This is a genomic window from Blastococcus capsensis, assembly GCF_030165005.1.
In the GTDB taxonomy this organism is placed as follows: domain Bacteria; phylum Actinomycetota; class Actinomycetes; order Mycobacteriales; family Geodermatophilaceae; genus Blastococcus; species Blastococcus capsensis.
Genome location: NZ_JASNNW010000007.1, coordinates 71,763 through 88,826 on the forward strand (window position 1 = coordinate 71,763; position 17,064 = coordinate 88,826).

The window sequence follows — 17,064 nt, forward strand, 5'->3', positions numbered from 1 at the left end:
GAGAGCACCTGATGGCCAGCAGCAAGGACGCCGTCGTGCTCGACGTCGACGGGCACGAGGTGCGGGTCTCCAACCCGGAGAAGCCGTACTTCCCCGAGCGCGGCATCCGGAAGATCGACGTCGTCGAGTACTTCGTCGCCGTCGGCGAGGGGATCCTCTTCGCGCTGGAGGACCGGCCGACGACGCTGGAGCGCTGGCCCGGCGGGGTGTTCGAGGGCGCCCGCATCTCCACGCGGACCGACAACACCGGTGACGCCTTCTACCAGAAGCGGGTGCCGAAGAACGCGCCCGGGTGGATCCCGACCGCGCACATCACCTTCCCCAGCGGCCGGACCGCCGACGAGATCGCGCCGGACTCGGTGGCCGTGGTCGCCTGGGCGGCGAACCTGGGCACGCTGACCTTCCACCCGTGGCCGGTGTCCAAGGGCGACGTCGAGTCCCCGAACCAGATCCGCATCGACCTCGACCCGCAGCCGGGCACCGACTTCGCCGACGCCGTCCGGGTGGCCCCGCACGTCCGCGCGCTGCTGGCCGAGTTCGGCATGGAGGGCTGGCCGAAGACCTCCGGCGGGCGCGGCGTGCACATCTACGTGCCCATCCAGCCCCGCTGGACCTTCTCCGAGACGCGCCGGGCGGTGATCGCCTTCGGCCGGGAGCTGGAACGCCGACTGCCCGACCAGGTGACGATGTCGTGGTGGAAGGAGGAGCGCGGCGAGAAGATCTTCCTCGACTACAACCAGATGGCCCGGGACCGCACGATCGCCTCGGCGTACTCCATCCGGCCCAAGCCGCACGCCCCGGTGTCGGCCCCGGTCGACTGGGACGAGCTGCCCGACGTCTCGCCGTTCGACTTCGACGTCCTCAGCATGCCGGCCCGGTTCCGGGAGGTGGGCGACAAGCACGCCGGTCTGGCCGAGCACGCCTTCGGCATCGAGGCGCTGCTGGAGCTGGCCGAGAAGCAGGAGACCGACGCCGGCCTCGGCGACCTGCCCTATCCCCCCGACTACCCGAAGATGCCGGGCGAGCCGATGCGGGTGCAGCCGAGCCGTGCCCGCAAGCCGGCGAGCGATCGGGACTGAGCAGGCCGCTCAGTCGGCCAGGGCTCGTTCCTCGCGCAGCGCACGGAAGACGCGGCGGCGGAGCAGGTCGGCCATCCTCTCCGGCATCTCGTGGAACTGCATCGACAGCAGCCACCGCGGGCCCTGCACCTGCTGGCGGACGATCTCCCCCGAGACGTCGAGGATGTCGTCGTCCACCGTGATGCTGACCCGCGTCGCCGTCCCGGGCTCGGGAGCCAGTCCCCAGCCGTCCACGAACGTACGCAGTCTGGCCGGACGTGCCGGAGCAGTCAGCCGGCCAGCCGCCGGGCGACCGCCCCCAGGGAGTGCGCCCGCAAGGCGTCCGGCACCGCAACCTGCACCGACAGCTCCGTGGCCGCCACCACGGCACGCAGCACATCGGCCGACTCCGCCAGCCGGTCGGCCATGACCTGGTCCAGGTCGGCGTCGTGGAGGTCCTCGATGTCGCGCAGCAGGACGGGAGCGGCGGTGCGGGCGGACAGGGCCGAGGTGGCGATGGGGCGCATGACGGTTCTCCTGGATCGGTGACGCGCCGGATCGGTCCGGCTGGTTCCCACCGTCGAGGACCAGCCGCACGACCCCACCGATGAAAGCGCAGGGTTCCCGCAAGACCGTCGCCCCGGGCGACACCGGCACCGCTGCCGACCCGCTGCGGGGGTCGGTGCCCCTCCGTAGCAGCGCCGACGCCCTCCACCCACGGACGGCCGGTCCCGCCCACCCGGACGGGTGAGGCGCTCCCCCCGGCACGTGCCGGCGCTCCAGCAGCAGGTGACCGTGGCCGATGGACGTGGAGGTCACGGCAGAGGAGAACGAGTGAGGATCTGGTTGCTGGTGTACGGCGTGCTGTACGTCGTCATCGAGCTCACGGGTTCCGCCCTCCAGCGGATCGGCTGGCCGCAGCTCACCGCCCTCGACGTGGCCACCGCGCTGGTCGACGCCTTCCTCACCGTGTCCGTGACGCTGGCGGTCCTGCTGGCCGCCCAGCTGGGGGCACGGCGCTGGGGCGCGCGCCTGCTCGCGGCGGGGCCGGCCGGAGCATTCGCACCCGCCGTCCCGGACCGGCCGATCGGCGTCCGCTCCTGGCGCCCGGCACCGCTGGCCCTCCCGGCCCCGGCACCCGCGCCCGCTCCGGTGCACAGCACGTACTCCGTCGGCGCCTACGGCTCCGGCACGGGCCGGCGCGGGCGGCGCCTGGCACCGTCGTTCCCGGAGGAGCCCGGCCACCTGCTGTGAGCCCGATGCGGGGCCGTCACCACGGTGGCGGGAGAGTCGCAGGTCACAGTTGTGCGGCTCCGGTGTTCCCTTCTGGAGATCTTTGGCTAGGGTTGTGCCGTCGGGAAGGCCCTGCGCTATGGCAGGACCCCGGCGCACCACCTCAGCTAGGAGCGAGCAATGCCCGAAGGAACTGTCAAGTGGTTCAACGCCGAGAAGGGGTTCGGCTTCGCCACCCCCGACGGTGGCGGACCGGATGTGTTCGTCCACTACTCGGCCATCCAGTCCAGCGGGTACCGCTCGCTCGATGAAGGCCAGCGCATCGCGTTCGACATCGAGCAGGGCCAGAAGGGCCCGCAGGCTGCGAACGTGACGCCGCTCTGATCTCCTGATCAGCACAGCGCCCCCGCCCGGAACATCCGGGCGGGGGCGCTGTCGTTCCGGGACCGTCTACCGGGCCCGGGGCACGTAGCCGCCGATGAGCGCGGACATGAGCAGCGCCCCGTCGTGCTCGCCTACGGCGGTCGCTGCGTCGGCGAAGGCCTGCCAGCGCTGCCGCTCGACGTCGGTGGGCGCCCGCTCCGCACGGGCGGCCAGCTGCTCGAGCAGCCGCTCCCACTCCCCTTGGGGCGTCGGCCAGAGGCCGGCGAGCCGCCGGGCCTCGGCGGAGATGGCGGTGATCCGCACGATGTCGCCGGCGTGGTTGGTCAACGGCTCGATGTAGCCGGCCGACGCCAATGCCTTCGCCGCGACGATGACCTCCGCCTTGGGCAGCCCGCTCGCGGGGACGACCGCCCCGAGGAGATAGGGCGCACCGCCGTGCTTGGGCTCGTCGACCAGACGGGCGATGGCCCGCAGCACCGGCAGGTCACGGGCGAACCAGACATCGGGCAACGGGCTGCCGGGCGCAGTCGGATCGGGAACGGTCACTCCCCCAGTCTCCCCGCCCCCCACGCACGGCGGCGCCCCGCCTCCCGGTCGGCGTCGTCGTCCTGACCATGAGCGAGGACGACGGCACCGTCTTCGCCGCCGTCCGGGCCGGAGGCCGCTTTCCCGCAGCTCACCGCCCCGGAGCACGAGGTGCTCGACCTGGTGGCCGCCGGCCGTTCCGACGCCCAGATCGCCGCGACCCTCCACCTGTCACCGAAGACGGCGCGCAACAACGTCTCCAACGTGCTCACCAAGCTGCAGGTCACCGACCGCGCGCAGGTGATCGTGCGGGCGCGGGAGGCCGGACTGGGCCGCTGAGCGCCGGGAATGGCCCTTCGCCCGGGTTCGTTCGACCAGTCATGACGACCTCCCCCCAGAAGCCCCAGGTCAGCAAGACCGACGAGGAGTGGCGGGCGCAGCTGTCCCCGGAGGAGTACGCCGTGCTCCGCAAGGCCGGCACCGAGCGCGCCTGGACCGGCGAGTACGTGGACACCAAGACCGTCGGCGTCTACGAGTGCCGCGCCTGTGGTGCGGAGCTGTTCCGCTCGGAGACCAAGTTCGACTCGCACTGCGGCTGGCCGTCGTTCTACGAGGCCTCCGCGGAGGACAACGTCATCCTGCGCGAGGACCGCAGCTTCGGGATGACCCGCACCGAGGTGCTGTGCGCCACCTGCCACAGCCACCTGGGCCACCTGTTCGACGACGCCCCGCAGACGCCCACCGGCGACCGCTACTGCATCAACAGCGTCAGCATCAAGCTGCAGCCGGCCGAGTAGCCGAGCTACGACATCGTGATCCTCCGGATCACACCGCGGCCACGAGCCGTCCCCCCGCTGCGCTGAGCCGACCCGCGATCGGCGTCGGGAGGCCCCCGGCCCCCGCGACGCCGATCGCCAGGCGTGCTGCGCCTCAAGGCAGGTCGTTGACCAGCTCGGCGACCGGCTTGCGGGTGCCGGTGTAGAACGGCACCTCCTCGCGCACGTGCCGGCGGGCGCGGCTGGCCCGCAGATCACGCATCAGGTCGACGATGCGGTGCAGCTCGTCGGCCTCGAACGCGAGCATCCACTCGTAGTCGCCCAGCCCGAACGAGGCCACCGTGTTGGCCCGCACGTCGGGGTACGGCCGCGCCTGCATGCCGTGCTCCTTGAGCATGTCCCGCCGCTCCTCGTCGGGCAGCAGGTACCACTCGTAGGACCGCACGAACGGGTAGACGCAGACGAACCGGCGCGGTTCCTCGTCGGCCAGGAAAGCGGGGATGTGGCTGCGGTTGAACTCCGCGGGCCGGTGCAGCGCCATCTGCGACCACACCGGCTCCAGGCGCCGGCCCAGCGCGGTGCGCCGGAGCCGGGTGTAGGCATCCTGCAGCGCCTCGGCCGAGGACGAGTGCCACCAGACCATCAGGTCGGCGTCGGCCCGCAGCCCGCTCACGTCGTAGGTGCCGCGGACGACGACGTCCTTGCCGGCCAGCTCCTCGACCAGGGCGGCCGCCTCGTCGGCCGCCGCCCCGCGCTGCTCGTCCCCGAACGGCCGCGCCAGCTTGAACACCGACCACATCGTGTAGCGGATCAGCTCGTTCAGCTCGTTCGCCCGCTTGCCGACGCTGCGTCCCTCCACCTGCTGCTCGCTCATGCCCCCATCTTCCTCCGCGGCGAGGGCGGCACGAGGGCCGGGCGGGTCAGGTGTGCGGGATCACGACCAGGGTCGGTGGTTGCGTCCGGGCAGGCAGGCCAGCGCGGCCAGCGCCAGCGCGACGCCGACCAGCTGCTCGGGCACCGTGCTCGCCCGACGTCCCCGCAGGGCCATCTCGAGATGGCTGACGGCGTCGAGCGCGACGCTGCCGGCCGCACCGGCGATCAGCCCACGCGCGAAGGTCCCGGTCATGCACCGCCCCTGCCAGGCACGCCGGCGAAGTCGACCCGTGCCGGTGCGCTGGTCAGCCGAGGAGCGCGTCGACCGCGGAGTGCGCGTCGCGGATGCAGGCCGGGATGCCCACGCCCTGGAAGGCGGCTCCGGCGATGGCCAGGCCCGGTACGTCGCTGACCGCGCGGCGGATCGCGGCCACCCGCGCCGGATGGCCGACCAGGTACTGCGGCAGCCCCCCGCCCCAGCGCACGACCGCCGTCTCCACCGGCTCCGGCCGCGACAGGCCCAGCAGGTCGGCGACGTCGGCCACCACGGCGGCGGCGAGGTCGCCGTCGGTCCGCTGCAGTTCGGACTCGTCGCGGAACCGGCCCACCGAGGAGCGGACGAGGAGCACGTCGTCGCCCAGGTGCGGCCACTTCGCCGACGACACCGTCACACCCTTGACCAGCCGGCGGGTCACCGGCGGCACCAGCAGGCCGGAGCCGGCGTCGGCGTCCTGGGCGGGGAAGGCCATCGCCACCACGGCCATCGAGGCGTACGGGATGCCCTGCAGCGGCCCGACCGCCCCCGGGGCGACCTCGCCGAGCAGCCGGGCGGCCTTGCCCGCGGGGGCGGCGACGAGCACGGCGTCGGCGGGCAGCAGCTCGGGTGCCGCCGTCGGCCCGACGGACAGCTCGAAGCCCGATGCCGTCCGGCGCAGGGCATGGGCGGGGGTGCGCAGCCGCACCTCGGCGCGGGCGGCGGCGACCAGAGCGGCCGGTAGGGAGCCGATGCCCTCGTCGACCGTGCGGAACACCGGGCCGTCGGCGTCGCCCCGGCTCCGGTCGCCCGCCTCGCGCGCGGCTGCGGCGGCGGCCAGCACCGACCGCTCCGTGGCCAGGTGCGCGGCCAGGACGGGCATGGTGGCCTGCAGCGAGAGCTCGTCGGCCCGCCCGGCGTAGACCCCGCCGAGGAGCGGCTCCACCAACCGGTCGACGACCTCGTCGCCGAGCCGCTCGCGGAGCAGCCCGCCGACGGCGACGTCGCCGTCGACACCCAGCGGCGGCAGAGCGGCCTCCGCCCGGACCCGGGCCACGCCGTCCGGGGAGAGGAAGCCGTCGAGGCCGTCGGCCGACGCCGGGACCCCGAGGACCGTGCCGGCCGGCAGCGGGAACCGTCCCTCGGGCAGCACCACCGACGCCTGCGTGGTGCCCGGGGAGACCAGCCGGTCCCCGAGGCCCAGGGCCTCGACCAGCCCGACCGCCTCCGGCACCCGGGCGAGCATCGCCTCGGGCCCGGTGTCGTACCAGTGCCCGGCCAGCCGGATCCGGTGCAGCTTGCCGCCGATCCGGTCCCCGGCCTCGAGGACGACGATCTCGTCGTCGGGACGCCGACGCCGCCACTCGAAGGCGGCCGCCAGGCCGGTGATCCCGGCCCCGACCACGACCAGGCGGCGCCGGGTCATGCGCCCGGGGTGGTGGGGTGGGACGGAGCTGCGGTCAGCTCGTGGACCAGCGCCGCGACGTGGGTGAGCACATCCGGGTCGGTGTCGGGCAGCACGCCGTGCCCGAGGTTGAAGATGTGCCCGCGGGCGGCCGAGGCCTGCTGCACCACGCGGCGCACCTCGCGGTCGACGGTCTCGCGGTCGGCCAGCAGGACGGCGGGGTCGAGGTTCCCCTGCAGGGACCGCCCGGAGCCCACCCGCCGGGCGGCGTCGTCCAGCGGCACCCGCCAGTCGACGCCGACGACGTCGGCCCCGGCCTCGCCGATCAGCGGCAGCAGCTCGCCGGTGCCCACGCCGAAGTGGATCCGCGGCACCCTGTCCTCCCCCACCCGGCCCTCACCGAGCCCGTCGAACACCGCCCGCGAGTGCGGCAGCACCCGCTGCGCGTAGTCGGCCGCCGAGAGCACACCGGCCCACGAGTCGAACAGCTGGACCGCCGAGGCGCCGGCGTCCACCTGCGCGGTCAGGAACGTGGTCGCCGAGACCGAGAGCCGCTGCAGCAGCCGCGACCAGGCCTCGGGCTCGGCATACATGAACGCCTTGGTGCGCGCGTGCTCCTTCGACGGACCACCCTCGATGAGATAGGTCGCGAGGGTGAAGGGCGCGCCGGCGAACCCGATCAGCGGCGTCGCACCGAGCTCGGCGACCAGCTGACGGACCGCCGTCTGCAGGAAGCACAGCCGCTCGGGCTCCAGGTCCGGCAGCGCATCGACGTCGGCCACGGTGCGCACCGGCTTCGCCACCACCGGTCCCACACCCGGCTTGATCTCGATGTCCACCCCGGCGACCACCAGGGGCAGCACGATGTCGGAGAAGAGGATCGCGGCGTCCACCTGGTGCCGGCGCACCGGCTGCAGGGTGATCTCGGTGACCAGGTCGGGGTCCTGGCAGGCGGCGAGCATCGCCGTGCCGGCCCGCAGGGCGCGGTACTCCGGGAGCGAGCGACCGGCCTGGCGCATGAACCAGACCGGGGTGCGGCTCACCGGGAGGCCACGTGCGGCGCGGACGAGGTCGGAATCGGCCGGGGACGCCGACACGGGAGCGGGACTCACGACCGACGATCCTCCCAGACACCCGCCGGCCGCCCGATCGCCGCATCCCGCGGGTGTGCGGCGCGTCGGCGCCCGTGTGCTGGTTCCCGGCCTACTCTGCGAGACGTGGAGCCACGCGACCTGGCCGGCGCCCAGGAGCAGAGCGGGGATGCCGACGGCGTCCCCGCCGCGTTCCGCGCCGCCCTCGACGCACTGGCCGCGGTGCGGGCCCGGCCGGAGATCGAGCTGGAGCACATCCCCGCCCCGAAGCGACTCGCCCCCTTCGCCCATGCGATCGGTGCCCGGGTGCCCGATCCGGACGGCGAGGACGAGGACGATGAGATCGCCAGCGCCCGCTTCATCGTGCTGTTCGACCCGCAGGGTCACGAGGCCTGGCACGGGACGATGCGCTGCGTCGGCTACCTCTCCGCGGCGACGGACGAGGAGCTGGTGGACGACGCCATGTTCTCCGAGGTGGCCTGGAGCTGGCTCACCGACGCGCTCGGGGACTCGGGGGCCGCCCACCACACCGTCGGGGGCACGGTCACCCGCACCGCGTCGACCCGGTTCGGCGAGCTGGCCGGCCCCGAGCACTCGGTCGACGTCGAGATGCGGGCGTCGTGGACGGCCGAGGACACCGACCTCGACCGGCACCTCCTGGCCTGGCTCGAGGTGGTCGGCAACGCGGCCGGCCTGCCGCCCCCCGGCGTGCGGTTGCTGGGTCCCTCCGACCGGGTCGGTAGCGAGACTCTCTAACATCGTTCCTGGCACAGGGGTCCGGAGCCCACTGCGCCGGTGCTCCTCGTCCCGGGATCCGCGGGCGGCGTCGCGGCGGACCGCGGCCGAGCGCGTGGACCGACAGACGAGAACCGGCGAGAAGGTGGACGGCAACTGAGCACCGAGGCCACTCCCCAGCCGCCGGAGGACGCGCCCGAAGCGATCCCGCTGCTCGCCCCCCGGGACGGGCTTCCGCCGGTGATCGAGACCTCCACCCAGCTGGTGGAGTACGCCGAGGCGCTCCGCGCGGGCACCGGCCCGGTCGCCGTCGACGCCGAACGCGCCTCCGGCTACCGCTACGGGCAGCGGGCCTACCTGGTGCAGCTCCGCCGCAACGGCTCCGGCAGCGGGCTGGTCGACCCCGTCCCGCTGCCCGACCTGTCGGTGCTCCAGCAGGCCATCGGCGACACCGAGTGGGTCCTGCACGCGGCGAACCAGGACCTGCCGTGCCTCGCCGAGATCGGCCTGGTGCCCGCGCGCGTGTTCGACACCGAGCTGGCCGCCCGGCTGGCCGGCCTGCCCCGCGTGGGTCTCGGCGCCGTCGTCGAGTCGCTGCTCGGGTACTCGCTGCAGAAGGGGCACTCGGCCGCCGACTGGAGCACCCGGCCCCTCCCCGAGGAGTGGCTGGTGTACGCCGCACTGGACGTCGAGGTGCTGGTCGACCTGCGGGACGCGCTGGCGGCGATCCTCGAGGAGCAGGGCAAGACCGGGTGGGCGCGGCAGGAGTTCGAGGCGATCCTGGCCGCCGGGCCGCCGGCGCCCAAGCAGGACCCGTGGCGGCGGACCTCCGGCGTCCACGGGCTGCGCAGCCGCCGTCAGCTGGGCATGCTGCGGGCCATCTGGGAGGCGCGCGACGACCTCGCCCGGCGCCGCGACATCGCCCCCGGCCGGGTGCTGCCCGACTCGGCGATGGTCGCGGCAGTGCAGGCCGATCCGAAGAACGAGGGTGCCCTGCTGGAGCTGCCGGTCTTCCGTGGCCGGGCCAACCGGCGCATGGTGGCGCACTGGTTCACCGCGCTCGCCCGCGGGAAGGCGCAGCCCGAGGACGAGCTGCCGCTGCACAGCAAGCCCGGCGACGGACCGCCGCCGGTGAACCGCTGGGGCGACCGCGATCCGGCAGCCGCCGCCCGGCTGCAGGTGGCCCGCGCCGGCCTCGCCGAGTTGTCGGAGAAGCACTCCGTGCCGGTGGAGAACATCGTCTCCCCCGACCTGGTGCGCCGGATCATGTGGAGCCCGCCCGAGGCGGCCGATGCCGCGGCGGTCGCCGACGCGTTGCGCGCCGGCGGCGCCCGGGAGTGGCAGATCGGGCTCACCCTGGGCGTGCTGACCGACGCGGTCTGCCGCGACTGAGGTGCAGGCATAGGAACCTGTGCCTACGGATCGGTGCCCCGACACGTATGCATAGGTTCCTGTGCCCGGGTGCCCGATCGGCGAGCCGACGCCGCGTTCTCCCGGCGTCGTCGTGGGCGCCTGCCGCCCGCCGGCGCAGGGCACGGCGGGCGGCAGGGGTCATCGTCGGGCCGTGGCGGCCCGTCGGCGGGCGATCGCGTCCACGCTCGCGGCGAGCAGCAGCACCGCCCCGGTGATGATGAAGTTCAGGTACGCGGCCACGCCCAGCAGGCCCAGGCCGTTGTTGATGATCGCGATCACCAGACCACCGAGGACGGCGTCCCGGGCCCGCCCGCGGCCGCCGAAGAGGCTGGTGCCACCGATGACGGCGGCACCGACGGCGTAGAGCAGCGTGTTGCCCGCTCCGGCGTCCGGCGTCACCGAGCTGAGCCGCGAGGTGGCGAGGATGCCGCTGATCGCGGCCAGGCTCGAGGAGATCACGAACGCCGCCACCCGGATCCGGGTCACGTTGATGCCCGCCCGTCGCGCGGCTTCGGCGTTGCCGCCGACGGCGTACACGTGCCGCCCGAAGCTCGTGCGCGCGAGGACGAAGGTGAGCACCAGCAGCAGGAACACCACCAGCGGCACGGCGTACGGGATGCCGGCCAGGTCGATCGCGGCCGCGAGGGCCCGGTCGACGCTGAGCAGCGCCGTCACACCGAAGACGACCGCGGCGATGACCACGACGCGAGCCACCACGATGACCAGCGGCTGGTGCGCCAGACCCCGGGCACGCTGCGAGCGCCAGCGCCACAGCTCGACCGCGGCGTAGGCGACGGCGACGAGTACCGCCAGGATCCAGCCGAGCGTGACCGGCACGTTCTCGTTGGCCAGCGCGCGGATGACCGGCTCGCGCACCGGCACCGTGCCGCCCTGCCCGATCAGCCGCAGGGTCACGCCCTGGAAGCCGAGGAACAGGGCGAGCGTCACCACGAACGACGGGATGCCGATGATGCCGACCAGGCTGCCGGTGAAGACGCCGATCACCGCACCGGCGGCGATGGCCGCGAGCACGGCGATCGGCCAGGAGACCCCGACCTGGACCAGCAGCTGGGCCAGCACCGCCGAGCAGACGCCGCTGACCACGCCGGCGGACAGGTCGATCTCACCGAGCAGGAGGACGAAGACCAGCCCCATCGCGAGCACGATGATCGGCGTCGCCTGCACCAGCAGGTTGGCGAGGTTCAACGGCGTCAGGAAGGTGCCCGGCCGCAGGACGGTGAAGAGGACGCCCAGGACGACGATGCCCAGGATCGCCGGGAGCGCGCCGAGGTCACCGGCCCGCAGCTTGTTCAGGTAGCTCTTGACGACGCCGCCCACGGTGTTGTCCTGGCGGTCGCCCTCGAATCCCCCGGCCGGCTTGTGCGGCCCGCTCGCCTCGGCGGCGGTCAGCGTGTTGCTCGACATGACGGTCCTCTCAGTCCTCGAGGTCTTCGGCCGCGAGGCCCACGTCACCGGACCGGCCGGAGGTGATCAGCTCGATGACCTGGGTCCGGTCGACGTCGGAGATGGGGACGTCGGCGGCGACCCGGCCGAGGTAGAGAGCGGCCACGCGGTCGGCGACCTCGAAGACGTCGACCATGTTGTGGGTGATGAAGACGACGGCGTGGCCGGTGTCGGCCAGCCGGCGGACCAGGTCGAGCACCTGGCGGGTCTGGGCGACGCCCAGGGCGGCGGTCGGCTCGTCGAGGATGACGAGCTTGGACTCCCAGAGCACGGCCTTGGCGATGGCCACCGTCTGCCGCTGCCCACCGGACAGGCTGGACACCAGCTGGCGCACCGACTTGAGCGTGCGCACCGACAGTTTCGTGAGCGTGTCCCGTGCGGCCTCCTCCATGGAGGCCTCGTCGAGGACCACGCCGCGCTTGCGCTCCCGCCCCAGGAACATGTTCTGGACGACGTCGAGGTTGTCGGCCAGCGCGAGGTCCTGGTACACGACCTCGATGCCCAGGCGCGCCGCGTCGCGTGGCCCGCTCAGCTGCACCGGCTCGCCCTCGAACTCCACGGTGCCGGAGTCCATCGGGTGGATGCCGGCGATGGACTTGATCAGCGTGCTCTTGCCCGCGCCGTTGTCACCGACGAGCGCGGTGACCTTGCCGGGATAGACGTCGAGGTTGACGTCGTGCAGGACCTGGACGGCCCCGAAGCTCTTGTTGACCCCTCGCAGTCTCAGCGTCGGCCGGTCGAGGGTCGTGGTCGTCGAGGTCGGTTCCGCTGTGGACACCGATGCGTCCTTTCCTGCAGGGGTCCGGTCCCGGGACAGGGCCGGAGGGCGACAGTCTGACGCCCTGCGGGTGCCGGCACACCGGGAGCCGCAGGGCAGGAGCAGACGGCCGGGGCACCGCTGTGCGGGTGCCCCGGCCCGGACGGCTCAGGAGATGCCGAGCTCCTGGCATGCAGCCGCGAACTCACCGGTGCAGACGTCGGCGGCGCTCTGGTAGCCGTCGTCGATGACCTGCTTGACGTTGTCCCGGAAGATCGAGACCGGGTCGAGCAGGACCGAGGGAACCGTGCGGTTGCCCTCCGGATCTTCCACCTCGCCGGCGACCGTCGGCTCCTGGCCGTTGACCAGTTCGACGGCCAGGTCGGCCAGCGCCTGCGCCTCCTCGGCGATCGGCTTGTAGACGGTCATGCACTGGTTGCCGGCGAGGATGTTCTGCAGCCCCTCGACGGTGGCGTCCTGACCGGTCACCGGCACCTGCCCGGCCACGTTGTTGCGGCCGAGGATCGAGACCACCGCGTTGGCCAGACCGTCGTTGGCGGCCAGGACGCCCTGGATGTCACCGCCGGCCTGGGTGTACATCTGCTCGAAGATGGTGGCGGCCTGCTGGTTGTCCCACTCCGGGACGGCCTGCTCGGCGACGACCGTGTACTGGTCCATCGGGTCCAGCACCTCGTGGGCACCCTGCGAGAACAGCGTGGCGTTGTTGTCGTCGGGCGAGCCGTTGAGGTAGGCGATGTTCGCCGGCTCGTCGCCGAGGCACTGGGCCAGGCCCTGGCCCTGCAGCCGGCCGACCTCGGTGTTGTCGAAGGAGACGTAGAAGTCGCTCTCGCCGCCCAGCGTCAGCCGGTCGTAGTCGATCGTCTGCACGCCCTGCTGCTCGGCCTGGCGCTGGATCGCCGCACCGGAGGCCGAGTCGAGGTTGGTGATCGCCAGGACGGTCACACCCTCGGTGATCATCTGCTCGGCGATGGTGGCCATCCGCTGGGCGTCGCCCTGCGCGTTCTGGATGTCGTACTCGACACCGGCCTCCTCGAAGGCGGCCTCGAGCAGCGGACGGTCGGCCGACTCCCAGCGGGCCGAGGAGGCGGTGTCGGGAAGGATCACGCCGACCTTGCCGGCCGCCTCGCCGCCGCCGGTGTCGCCACCGTCGCTGCCGCCGTTACCGCTGTCGTCGCCACCACACGCGGCCAGGCCGAAGACCATGGCTGCTGCGATCGCCGTCGTCACAGTGCGCCGTCGCGCCATGAGGGGGACCTCTATTCGTTGGGGTTACAGATAAATTCCGGCGCGTCATCTTGCGCACCGGTCGTGCGCCACCGCAACGCACAACCGCTCGCTGTTGCCGGACCGTGATACCGGGGTCCCCCGCTGGAAGGTGGGGTTCCGTCCGGCGGCTCGGTTACCGCAGGGTAACTTGACCTCCGCCAGCCACTCCTGGACCGGCATGATCCTCGGCGCCGGGTGGCCGTTCCGGCTGGGCGGCATTCCTGCCTACGTCGACCGCACCGGCGTCTCGGAGAAGGTCACCGGTTCGCGTCTCCCGCCGCAGGGCATGGCCTCGCTCCCCGCCTGATGCACTGAGCGTTCGTCGTCCCAGCCGCTACCGCGATGTGGTGGCGGCTACCGCGCCACAGCGCGGTACCGGCGACGACAGCGCGGCACCCCCGCAGGCATCGTCGGCCGGCCGCCGGTTCAGCGGAACTTGGCGGTCAGGCTGTCCATCGTGCGGTTCACCGAGGCGACCTTGACGTGCGACAGCCCGGCCGTGACGCCGGCGGCCAGCATGGCCTCGTGCGCGGCCCGGAGCGTGGCCCACACCTCGTCGGCCTCACCCTCGAGCGTGGTGCCCAGCGCGCCGACCTCGTAGCGGAGCCCGGACGCCTGGATGACGGCGATCGCCGCCTCCACGTGCGCGTGCGGGTTCTCCGCGGTGCCGGGCGGCGAGGGCGCCACCTGGATCTCGGCGATGAGGATCCCTCCTCGCTGGCGCTCGTCGGGACGCTCATCGCGCGATGCTGTGTCCTCGGGCGACCTCGCACGCTCGGTCGCGCTCATGCCCGCTCCTCCACGGCCGGGGCGGCGGCGGCCGCCCGGTCCTCCGCACGCTCGGCGAGGACGGCGGTCCACTCGGCGATCCGCCGGGCGACGTCCTGCTCGGTGAGCCCGACGTCGGCGAGCACCTGGCCGCGGCTGCCGTGCTCGAAGAACCGCTGCGGCAGGCCCACGGTGCGCACGGGGACGTCGCAGTCGCGGTCCTGCAGCGCCTGGGTGAGCGTGGTCCCCACTCCCCCGGCCCGGCCGCCGTCCTCGACGGTGACCACCAACCGGAAGCCCGACGCGAGCGAGACGAGCTCATCGGCGACCGGCAGCACCCACCGGGGGTCGACGACGGTGACCTCGATGCCGTGGTCGGCGGCCCGCTCGGCCACCGCCAGGCACATCGGGACCATCGACCCGACGGCGACGAGCAACACGTCCGGCCGGGCCGCGCGACGCAGCACGTCCACCGGGCCCCGCCGCTCCAGCGCCGGGATGTCCGGGGGGAGCACACCCTTGGGGAACCGGATGACCGACGGCGCGTCGGCGATGTCGACCGCCTCGTGCAGCGCCTCGCGCAGCGTCGGCTCGTCGCGCGGCGCGGCCAGGTGCAGGCCGGGCACCACGGACAGGATCGACATGTCCCACATGCCGTTGTGCGAGGCGCCGTCCTCGCCGGTCACGCCCGCGCGGTCCAGGACGACGGTGACCGGCTGGCGGTGCAGCGCGACGTCCATGAGCAGCTGGTCGAACGCCCGGTTGAGGAACGTCGAGTAGACGGCCACGACCGGGTGCAGCCCGGCCATCGCCATGCCGGCCGCCGAGGTGAGCGCGTGCTGCTCGGCGATGCCCACGTCGAAGGTCCGCTCCGGGAACCGCTCCGCGAACGGCGCCAGCCCGGTCGGGTGCAGCATCGCCGCGGTGACCGCGACGACGTCCGGCCGCTCGGCGCCGACGCGCACCAGCTCGTCGGCGAACGCGTCGGTCCAGGCCAGCCCGGTCTTGCGGACGCTGGCGCCGCTGTCGGGGTCGAAGACCCCGGTGGCGTGCCAGGCGTCGATCTGGTCGGTCTCGGCCGGCGGGTAGCCGAAGCCCTTCGTCGTGACGGCGTGCACGATGACCGGCCCGCCGAAGGACCGGGCCCGGCGCAGCGCCGACTCCACGGTCTCGATGTCGTGCCCGTCCACCGGGCCGACGTACTTCAGGCCGAGGTCCTCGAACATGCCCTGCGGGGACAGGACGTCCTTGAGGCCCTTCTTGATCGCGTGCAGCGCGTCGTAGAGCGCCGAGCCGACCACCGGCGCCTTGTGCAGCGCCTGGCGCACCTGGAGCAGCGCGTTCTCGTAGCCCGGCCGGAGCCGCAGGGTGGCCAGCGCGTCGGCGACGCCACCGATGGTCGGCGAGTAGGACCGGCCGTTGTCGTTGACCACGATGATCAGCGGGCGGTCCTGGGCCGCGGCGATGTTGTTCAGCGCCTCCCAGGCCATGCCGCCGGTGAGGGCACCGTCGCCGACCACGGCGACGACGGGTCGCCTGTCACCGCGGATCGCGAACGCCTTGGCCAGCCCGTCGGCGTAGGACAGCGACGTCGAGGCGTGGCTGTTCTCGACCCAGTCGTGCTCGCTCTCGGCCCGGCTCGGGTAACCCGACAGCCCACCTCGCTGGCGGAGCCGCTGGAAGCCCTCGACCCGGCCGGTCAGCATCTTGTGCACGTACGACTGGTGGCCGGTGTCGAAGACGATCGGCTCGCGCGGGGAGTCGAAGACCCGGTGGATGGCGATGGTCAGCTCGACGCAGCCCAGGTTGGGCCCGAGGTGACCACCGGTCTTGGCCACGCTGGTGACCAGCGCGTCACGGATCTCCGCCGCGAGGGCGGGAAGCGCTTCGGACTCGAGGGCCCTGACATCTTCCGGGCCCCGCAGCGATCGCAGGAGCGGCACGGTGCGGCGGTGTCCTCTCGGTCGGTCGGCAGCTGCTCGGCAGCCGCCGACCCACTGTAACTGCGGTTTCCCAGGTCTTCCGGTCGAGCGGTCCGACCGGATGCACCTCACAGCCGCGGGACCCACCGCTCGCCGCGGAGCGCACCCGCCACGACCTCGATCCCGCGGGCGGCCGCGGCCAGCCGTGCACCCTCGCGCTCGTAGGCGACCATCGCGGCCTCGACGGCCTCGGCCGGCAGCTGGTCGGCGAGCTCGACGCGGAGGGTGCGCCATCCCTTGCGGGCGGCCTCCAGGCCGGCCGAGACGTGGTCGGCGGCGAACCTGGCGAGCAGCACCGGATACCGGCGGAGCACCTCGTGCGTGCGGTAGTCCGGCGGAACGAGGTCGAACAGCCAGGCGACCGCGGTGCGCTCCCAGTCCGGCGCGCCCTGGGGCCGCACCTCCTCGGGCCAGCCCGGCGGCAGCGTCGCGTCCACCCCGCCATTCTGCCGCACGCGTCGAACGGGTGTTCGAGGACGGGGCCCGAATCTTCAGGGCCGCCCTGCGACGCCCGCGCTCAGGAGCCGATCTGCCGCTTGAGCCAGAACTGCTCGAACCCCCAGGAGCCGGCGCCGCTGGAGTGGTAGCTGACCAGCTCCCACCCCTCCGCGCCGAGCTTGTTCAGCACCGAGCTGGTGTCCCCCTGCTGCCGCTCGGACGGACCACCGGGGAGCTTGACGCTCACACCGGCCCGCTGCGATTCCGCGTCGTTGGCGGTGATGACCGAGGCGTATTCCCATGTGGGCACCTCCAGACGGTATCCAATGGCCGTACCGCAGGTGCCGGCAGCGGACGGGAGGCAGCACCGATCACGATCCGGCAGCTCGGGACGGTGGTGGCCGAGCGACAGCTCGATGCAGTGGGCGCGGACGGTTCCCGCACGCCGGTGTTCGTGCGGATCGGCGCACCGGTGCCCGATCCGCTCCCGGGCGGCTACTGCTTCTGCCCGCACCGGATCGACGGGCTCGGGGACGACGCCGTCGGTGGAGCGTTCGGCGTGGATTCCCTGCGGCTGACTGTGGACCCGGCGTCCTACGTCGCGCTCCGGCCCGGCGGCTGA

Annotated in this window: 22 protein-coding genes and 1 pseudogene; 9 read left to right on the plus strand and 14 right to left on the minus strand. The window is 73.2% G+C overall.

Annotation, left to right across the window (positions count from 1 at the left end):
- Positions 1–11: 11 nt before the first annotated feature.
- The gene (locus tag QOZ86_RS07815; protein WP_284491393.1) at positions 12–1,079 is read left to right on the plus strand and encodes a DNA polymerase domain-containing protein; all 1,068 of its coding nucleotides are present in this window, start codon (positions 12–14) and stop codon (positions 1,077–1,079) included.
- A gap of 9 nt (positions 1,080–1,088) precedes the next feature.
- Here QOZ86_RS07815 and QOZ86_RS07820 read toward each other — a convergent pair whose 3' ends face one another.
- Both QOZ86_RS07820 and QOZ86_RS07825 read right to left on the minus strand, forming a co-directional pair.
- On the minus strand, positions 1,089–1,313 hold the full coding sequence (locus QOZ86_RS07820; protein WP_284491394.1) for a PilZ domain-containing protein: 225 nt from the start codon (positions 1,311–1,313) through the stop codon (positions 1,089–1,091).
- Between the two features lie 35 nt (positions 1,314–1,348).
- Complete coding sequence (locus QOZ86_RS07825; protein WP_284491395.1) at positions 1,349–1,585, minus strand: hypothetical protein; 237 nt, start codon at positions 1,583–1,585, stop codon at positions 1,349–1,351.
- A 307-nt stretch (positions 1,586–1,892) separates the two neighbouring features.
- Here QOZ86_RS07825 and QOZ86_RS07830 point away from each other — a divergent pair, with 307 nt between their 5' ends.
- Positions 1,893–2,312: a hypothetical protein gene (locus QOZ86_RS07830; protein ID WP_284491396.1), complete on the plus strand. Its 420-nt coding sequence runs from the start codon at positions 1,893–1,895 to the stop codon at positions 2,310–2,312.
- A 159-nt stretch (positions 2,313–2,471) separates the two neighbouring features.
- Positions 2,472–2,675 carry a cold-shock protein gene (locus QOZ86_RS07835; RefSeq protein ID WP_014377016.1) on the plus strand — a complete coding sequence of 68 codons (204 nt, stop codon included), beginning with the start codon at positions 2,472–2,474 and terminating at the stop codon, positions 2,673–2,675.
- Positions 2,676–2,741: 66 nt separating this feature from the next.
- Here QOZ86_RS07835 and QOZ86_RS07840 read toward each other — a convergent pair whose 3' ends face one another.
- Positions 2,742–3,221, minus strand: coding sequence for a hypothetical protein (locus QOZ86_RS07840; RefSeq protein WP_284491397.1), 480 nt, complete (start codon positions 3,219–3,221; stop codon positions 2,742–2,744).
- 138 nt (positions 3,222–3,359) lie between these two features.
- Between QOZ86_RS07840 and QOZ86_RS07845 the strand changes: the two are divergent.
- A pseudogene (locus QOZ86_RS07845) lies at positions 3,360–3,539 on the plus strand (response regulator transcription factor); the annotation flags it as partial.
- 41 nt (positions 3,540–3,580) lie between these two features.
- Entirely contained in the window at positions 3,581–3,997 is a 417-nt protein-coding gene (gene msrB / locus QOZ86_RS07850) for a peptide-methionine (R)-S-oxide reductase MsrB (RefSeq protein ID WP_284491398.1), read from the plus strand.
- A gap of 133 nt (positions 3,998–4,130) precedes the next feature.
- On the opposite strand, the gene hemQ is transcribed toward msrB, so the two are convergent.
- The 4 genes from hemQ to hemE are packed head-to-tail and all read right to left on the minus strand — an operon-like array spanning position 4,131 to position 7,619.
- On the minus strand, positions 4,131–4,850 hold the full coding sequence (gene hemQ, locus QOZ86_RS07855; protein ID WP_284491399.1) for a hydrogen peroxide-dependent heme synthase: 720 nt from the start codon (positions 4,848–4,850) through the stop codon (positions 4,131–4,133).
- A gap of 60 nt (positions 4,851–4,910) precedes the next feature.
- The gene (locus QOZ86_RS07860; RefSeq protein WP_284491400.1) at positions 4,911–5,102 is read right to left on the minus strand and encodes a hypothetical protein; all 192 of its coding nucleotides are present in this window, start codon (positions 5,100–5,102) and stop codon (positions 4,911–4,913) included.
- A gap of 52 nt (positions 5,103–5,154) precedes the next feature.
- Positions 5,155–6,528: a protoporphyrinogen oxidase gene (gene hemG / locus QOZ86_RS07865; protein WP_284491401.1), complete on the minus strand. Its 1,374-nt coding sequence runs from the start codon at positions 6,526–6,528 to the stop codon at positions 5,155–5,157.
- Positions 6,525–7,619 (minus strand): uroporphyrinogen decarboxylase, encoded by a 1,095-nt coding sequence (gene hemE / locus QOZ86_RS07870; protein ID WP_284491402.1) that lies wholly within the window; start codon positions 7,617–7,619, stop codon positions 6,525–6,527. Before hemE ends, hemG begins: the two co-directional genes overlap by 4 nt.
- Before the next feature lie 105 nt (positions 7,620–7,724).
- On the opposite strand from hemE, the gene QOZ86_RS07875 reads away from it, so the two are divergent.
- Together QOZ86_RS07875 and QOZ86_RS07880 are read left to right on the plus strand one after the other, a co-directional pair.
- Positions 7,725–8,354, plus strand: coding sequence for a DUF3000 domain-containing protein (locus QOZ86_RS07875; RefSeq protein WP_284491403.1), 630 nt, complete (start codon positions 7,725–7,727; stop codon positions 8,352–8,354).
- Positions 8,355–8,573: 219 nt separating this feature from the next.
- On the plus strand, positions 8,574–9,725 hold the full coding sequence (locus QOZ86_RS07880) for a ribonuclease D (protein WP_284491404.1): 1,152 nt from the start codon (positions 8,574–8,576) through the stop codon (positions 9,723–9,725).
- A 159-nt stretch (positions 9,726–9,884) separates the two neighbouring features.
- On the opposite strand, the gene QOZ86_RS07885 is transcribed toward QOZ86_RS07880, so the two are convergent.
- From QOZ86_RS07885 to QOZ86_RS07895, 3 genes are all read right to left on the minus strand, one after another.
- The gene (locus QOZ86_RS07885) at positions 9,885–11,171 is read right to left on the minus strand and encodes a sugar ABC transporter permease (RefSeq protein WP_284491405.1); all 1,287 of its coding nucleotides are present in this window, start codon (positions 11,169–11,171) and stop codon (positions 9,885–9,887) included.
- A gap of 10 nt (positions 11,172–11,181) precedes the next feature.
- Positions 11,182–11,988, minus strand: coding sequence for an ATP-binding cassette domain-containing protein (locus QOZ86_RS07890; protein ID WP_284491406.1), 807 nt, complete (start codon positions 11,986–11,988; stop codon positions 11,182–11,184).
- A gap of 147 nt (positions 11,989–12,135) precedes the next feature.
- Positions 12,136–13,233, minus strand: coding sequence for a sugar ABC transporter substrate-binding protein (locus tag QOZ86_RS07895; protein WP_284491407.1), 1,098 nt, complete (start codon positions 13,231–13,233; stop codon positions 12,136–12,138).
- Between the two features lie 169 nt (positions 13,234–13,402).
- Here QOZ86_RS07895 and QOZ86_RS07900 point away from each other — a divergent pair, with 169 nt between their 5' ends.
- Positions 13,403–13,561 carry a hypothetical protein gene (locus QOZ86_RS07900; RefSeq protein ID WP_284491408.1) on the plus strand — a complete coding sequence of 53 codons (159 nt, stop codon included), beginning with the start codon at positions 13,403–13,405 and terminating at the stop codon, positions 13,559–13,561.
- A gap of 119 nt (positions 13,562–13,680) precedes the next feature.
- Here QOZ86_RS07900 and QOZ86_RS07905 read toward each other — a convergent pair whose 3' ends face one another.
- The 4 genes from QOZ86_RS07905 to QOZ86_RS07920 form a co-directional block, all read right to left on the minus strand.
- Entirely contained in the window at positions 13,681–14,043 is a 363-nt protein-coding gene (locus QOZ86_RS07905; protein ID WP_284491409.1) for a thiamine-binding protein, read from the minus strand.
- Complete coding sequence (gene dxs, locus QOZ86_RS07910; RefSeq protein ID WP_284491410.1) at positions 14,040–15,965, minus strand: 1-deoxy-D-xylulose-5-phosphate synthase; 1,926 nt, start codon at positions 15,963–15,965, stop codon at positions 14,040–14,042. The genes QOZ86_RS07905 and dxs overlap by 4 nt, the downstream gene beginning before the upstream one ends.
- A 107-nt stretch (positions 15,966–16,072) precedes the next feature.
- Positions 16,073–16,441, minus strand: coding sequence for a hypothetical protein (locus QOZ86_RS07915; protein WP_284491411.1), 369 nt, complete (start codon positions 16,439–16,441; stop codon positions 16,073–16,075).
- Between the two features lie 80 nt (positions 16,442–16,521).
- Positions 16,522–16,752 (minus strand): DUF4177 domain-containing protein, encoded by a 231-nt coding sequence (locus QOZ86_RS07920; protein WP_284491412.1) that lies wholly within the window; start codon positions 16,750–16,752, stop codon positions 16,522–16,524.
- A gap of 87 nt (positions 16,753–16,839) precedes the next feature.
- On the opposite strand from QOZ86_RS07920, the gene QOZ86_RS07925 reads away from it, so the two are divergent.
- Positions 16,840–17,064: a DUF6968 family protein gene (locus QOZ86_RS07925; protein ID WP_284491413.1), complete on the plus strand. Its 225-nt coding sequence runs from the start codon at positions 16,840–16,842 to the stop codon at positions 17,062–17,064.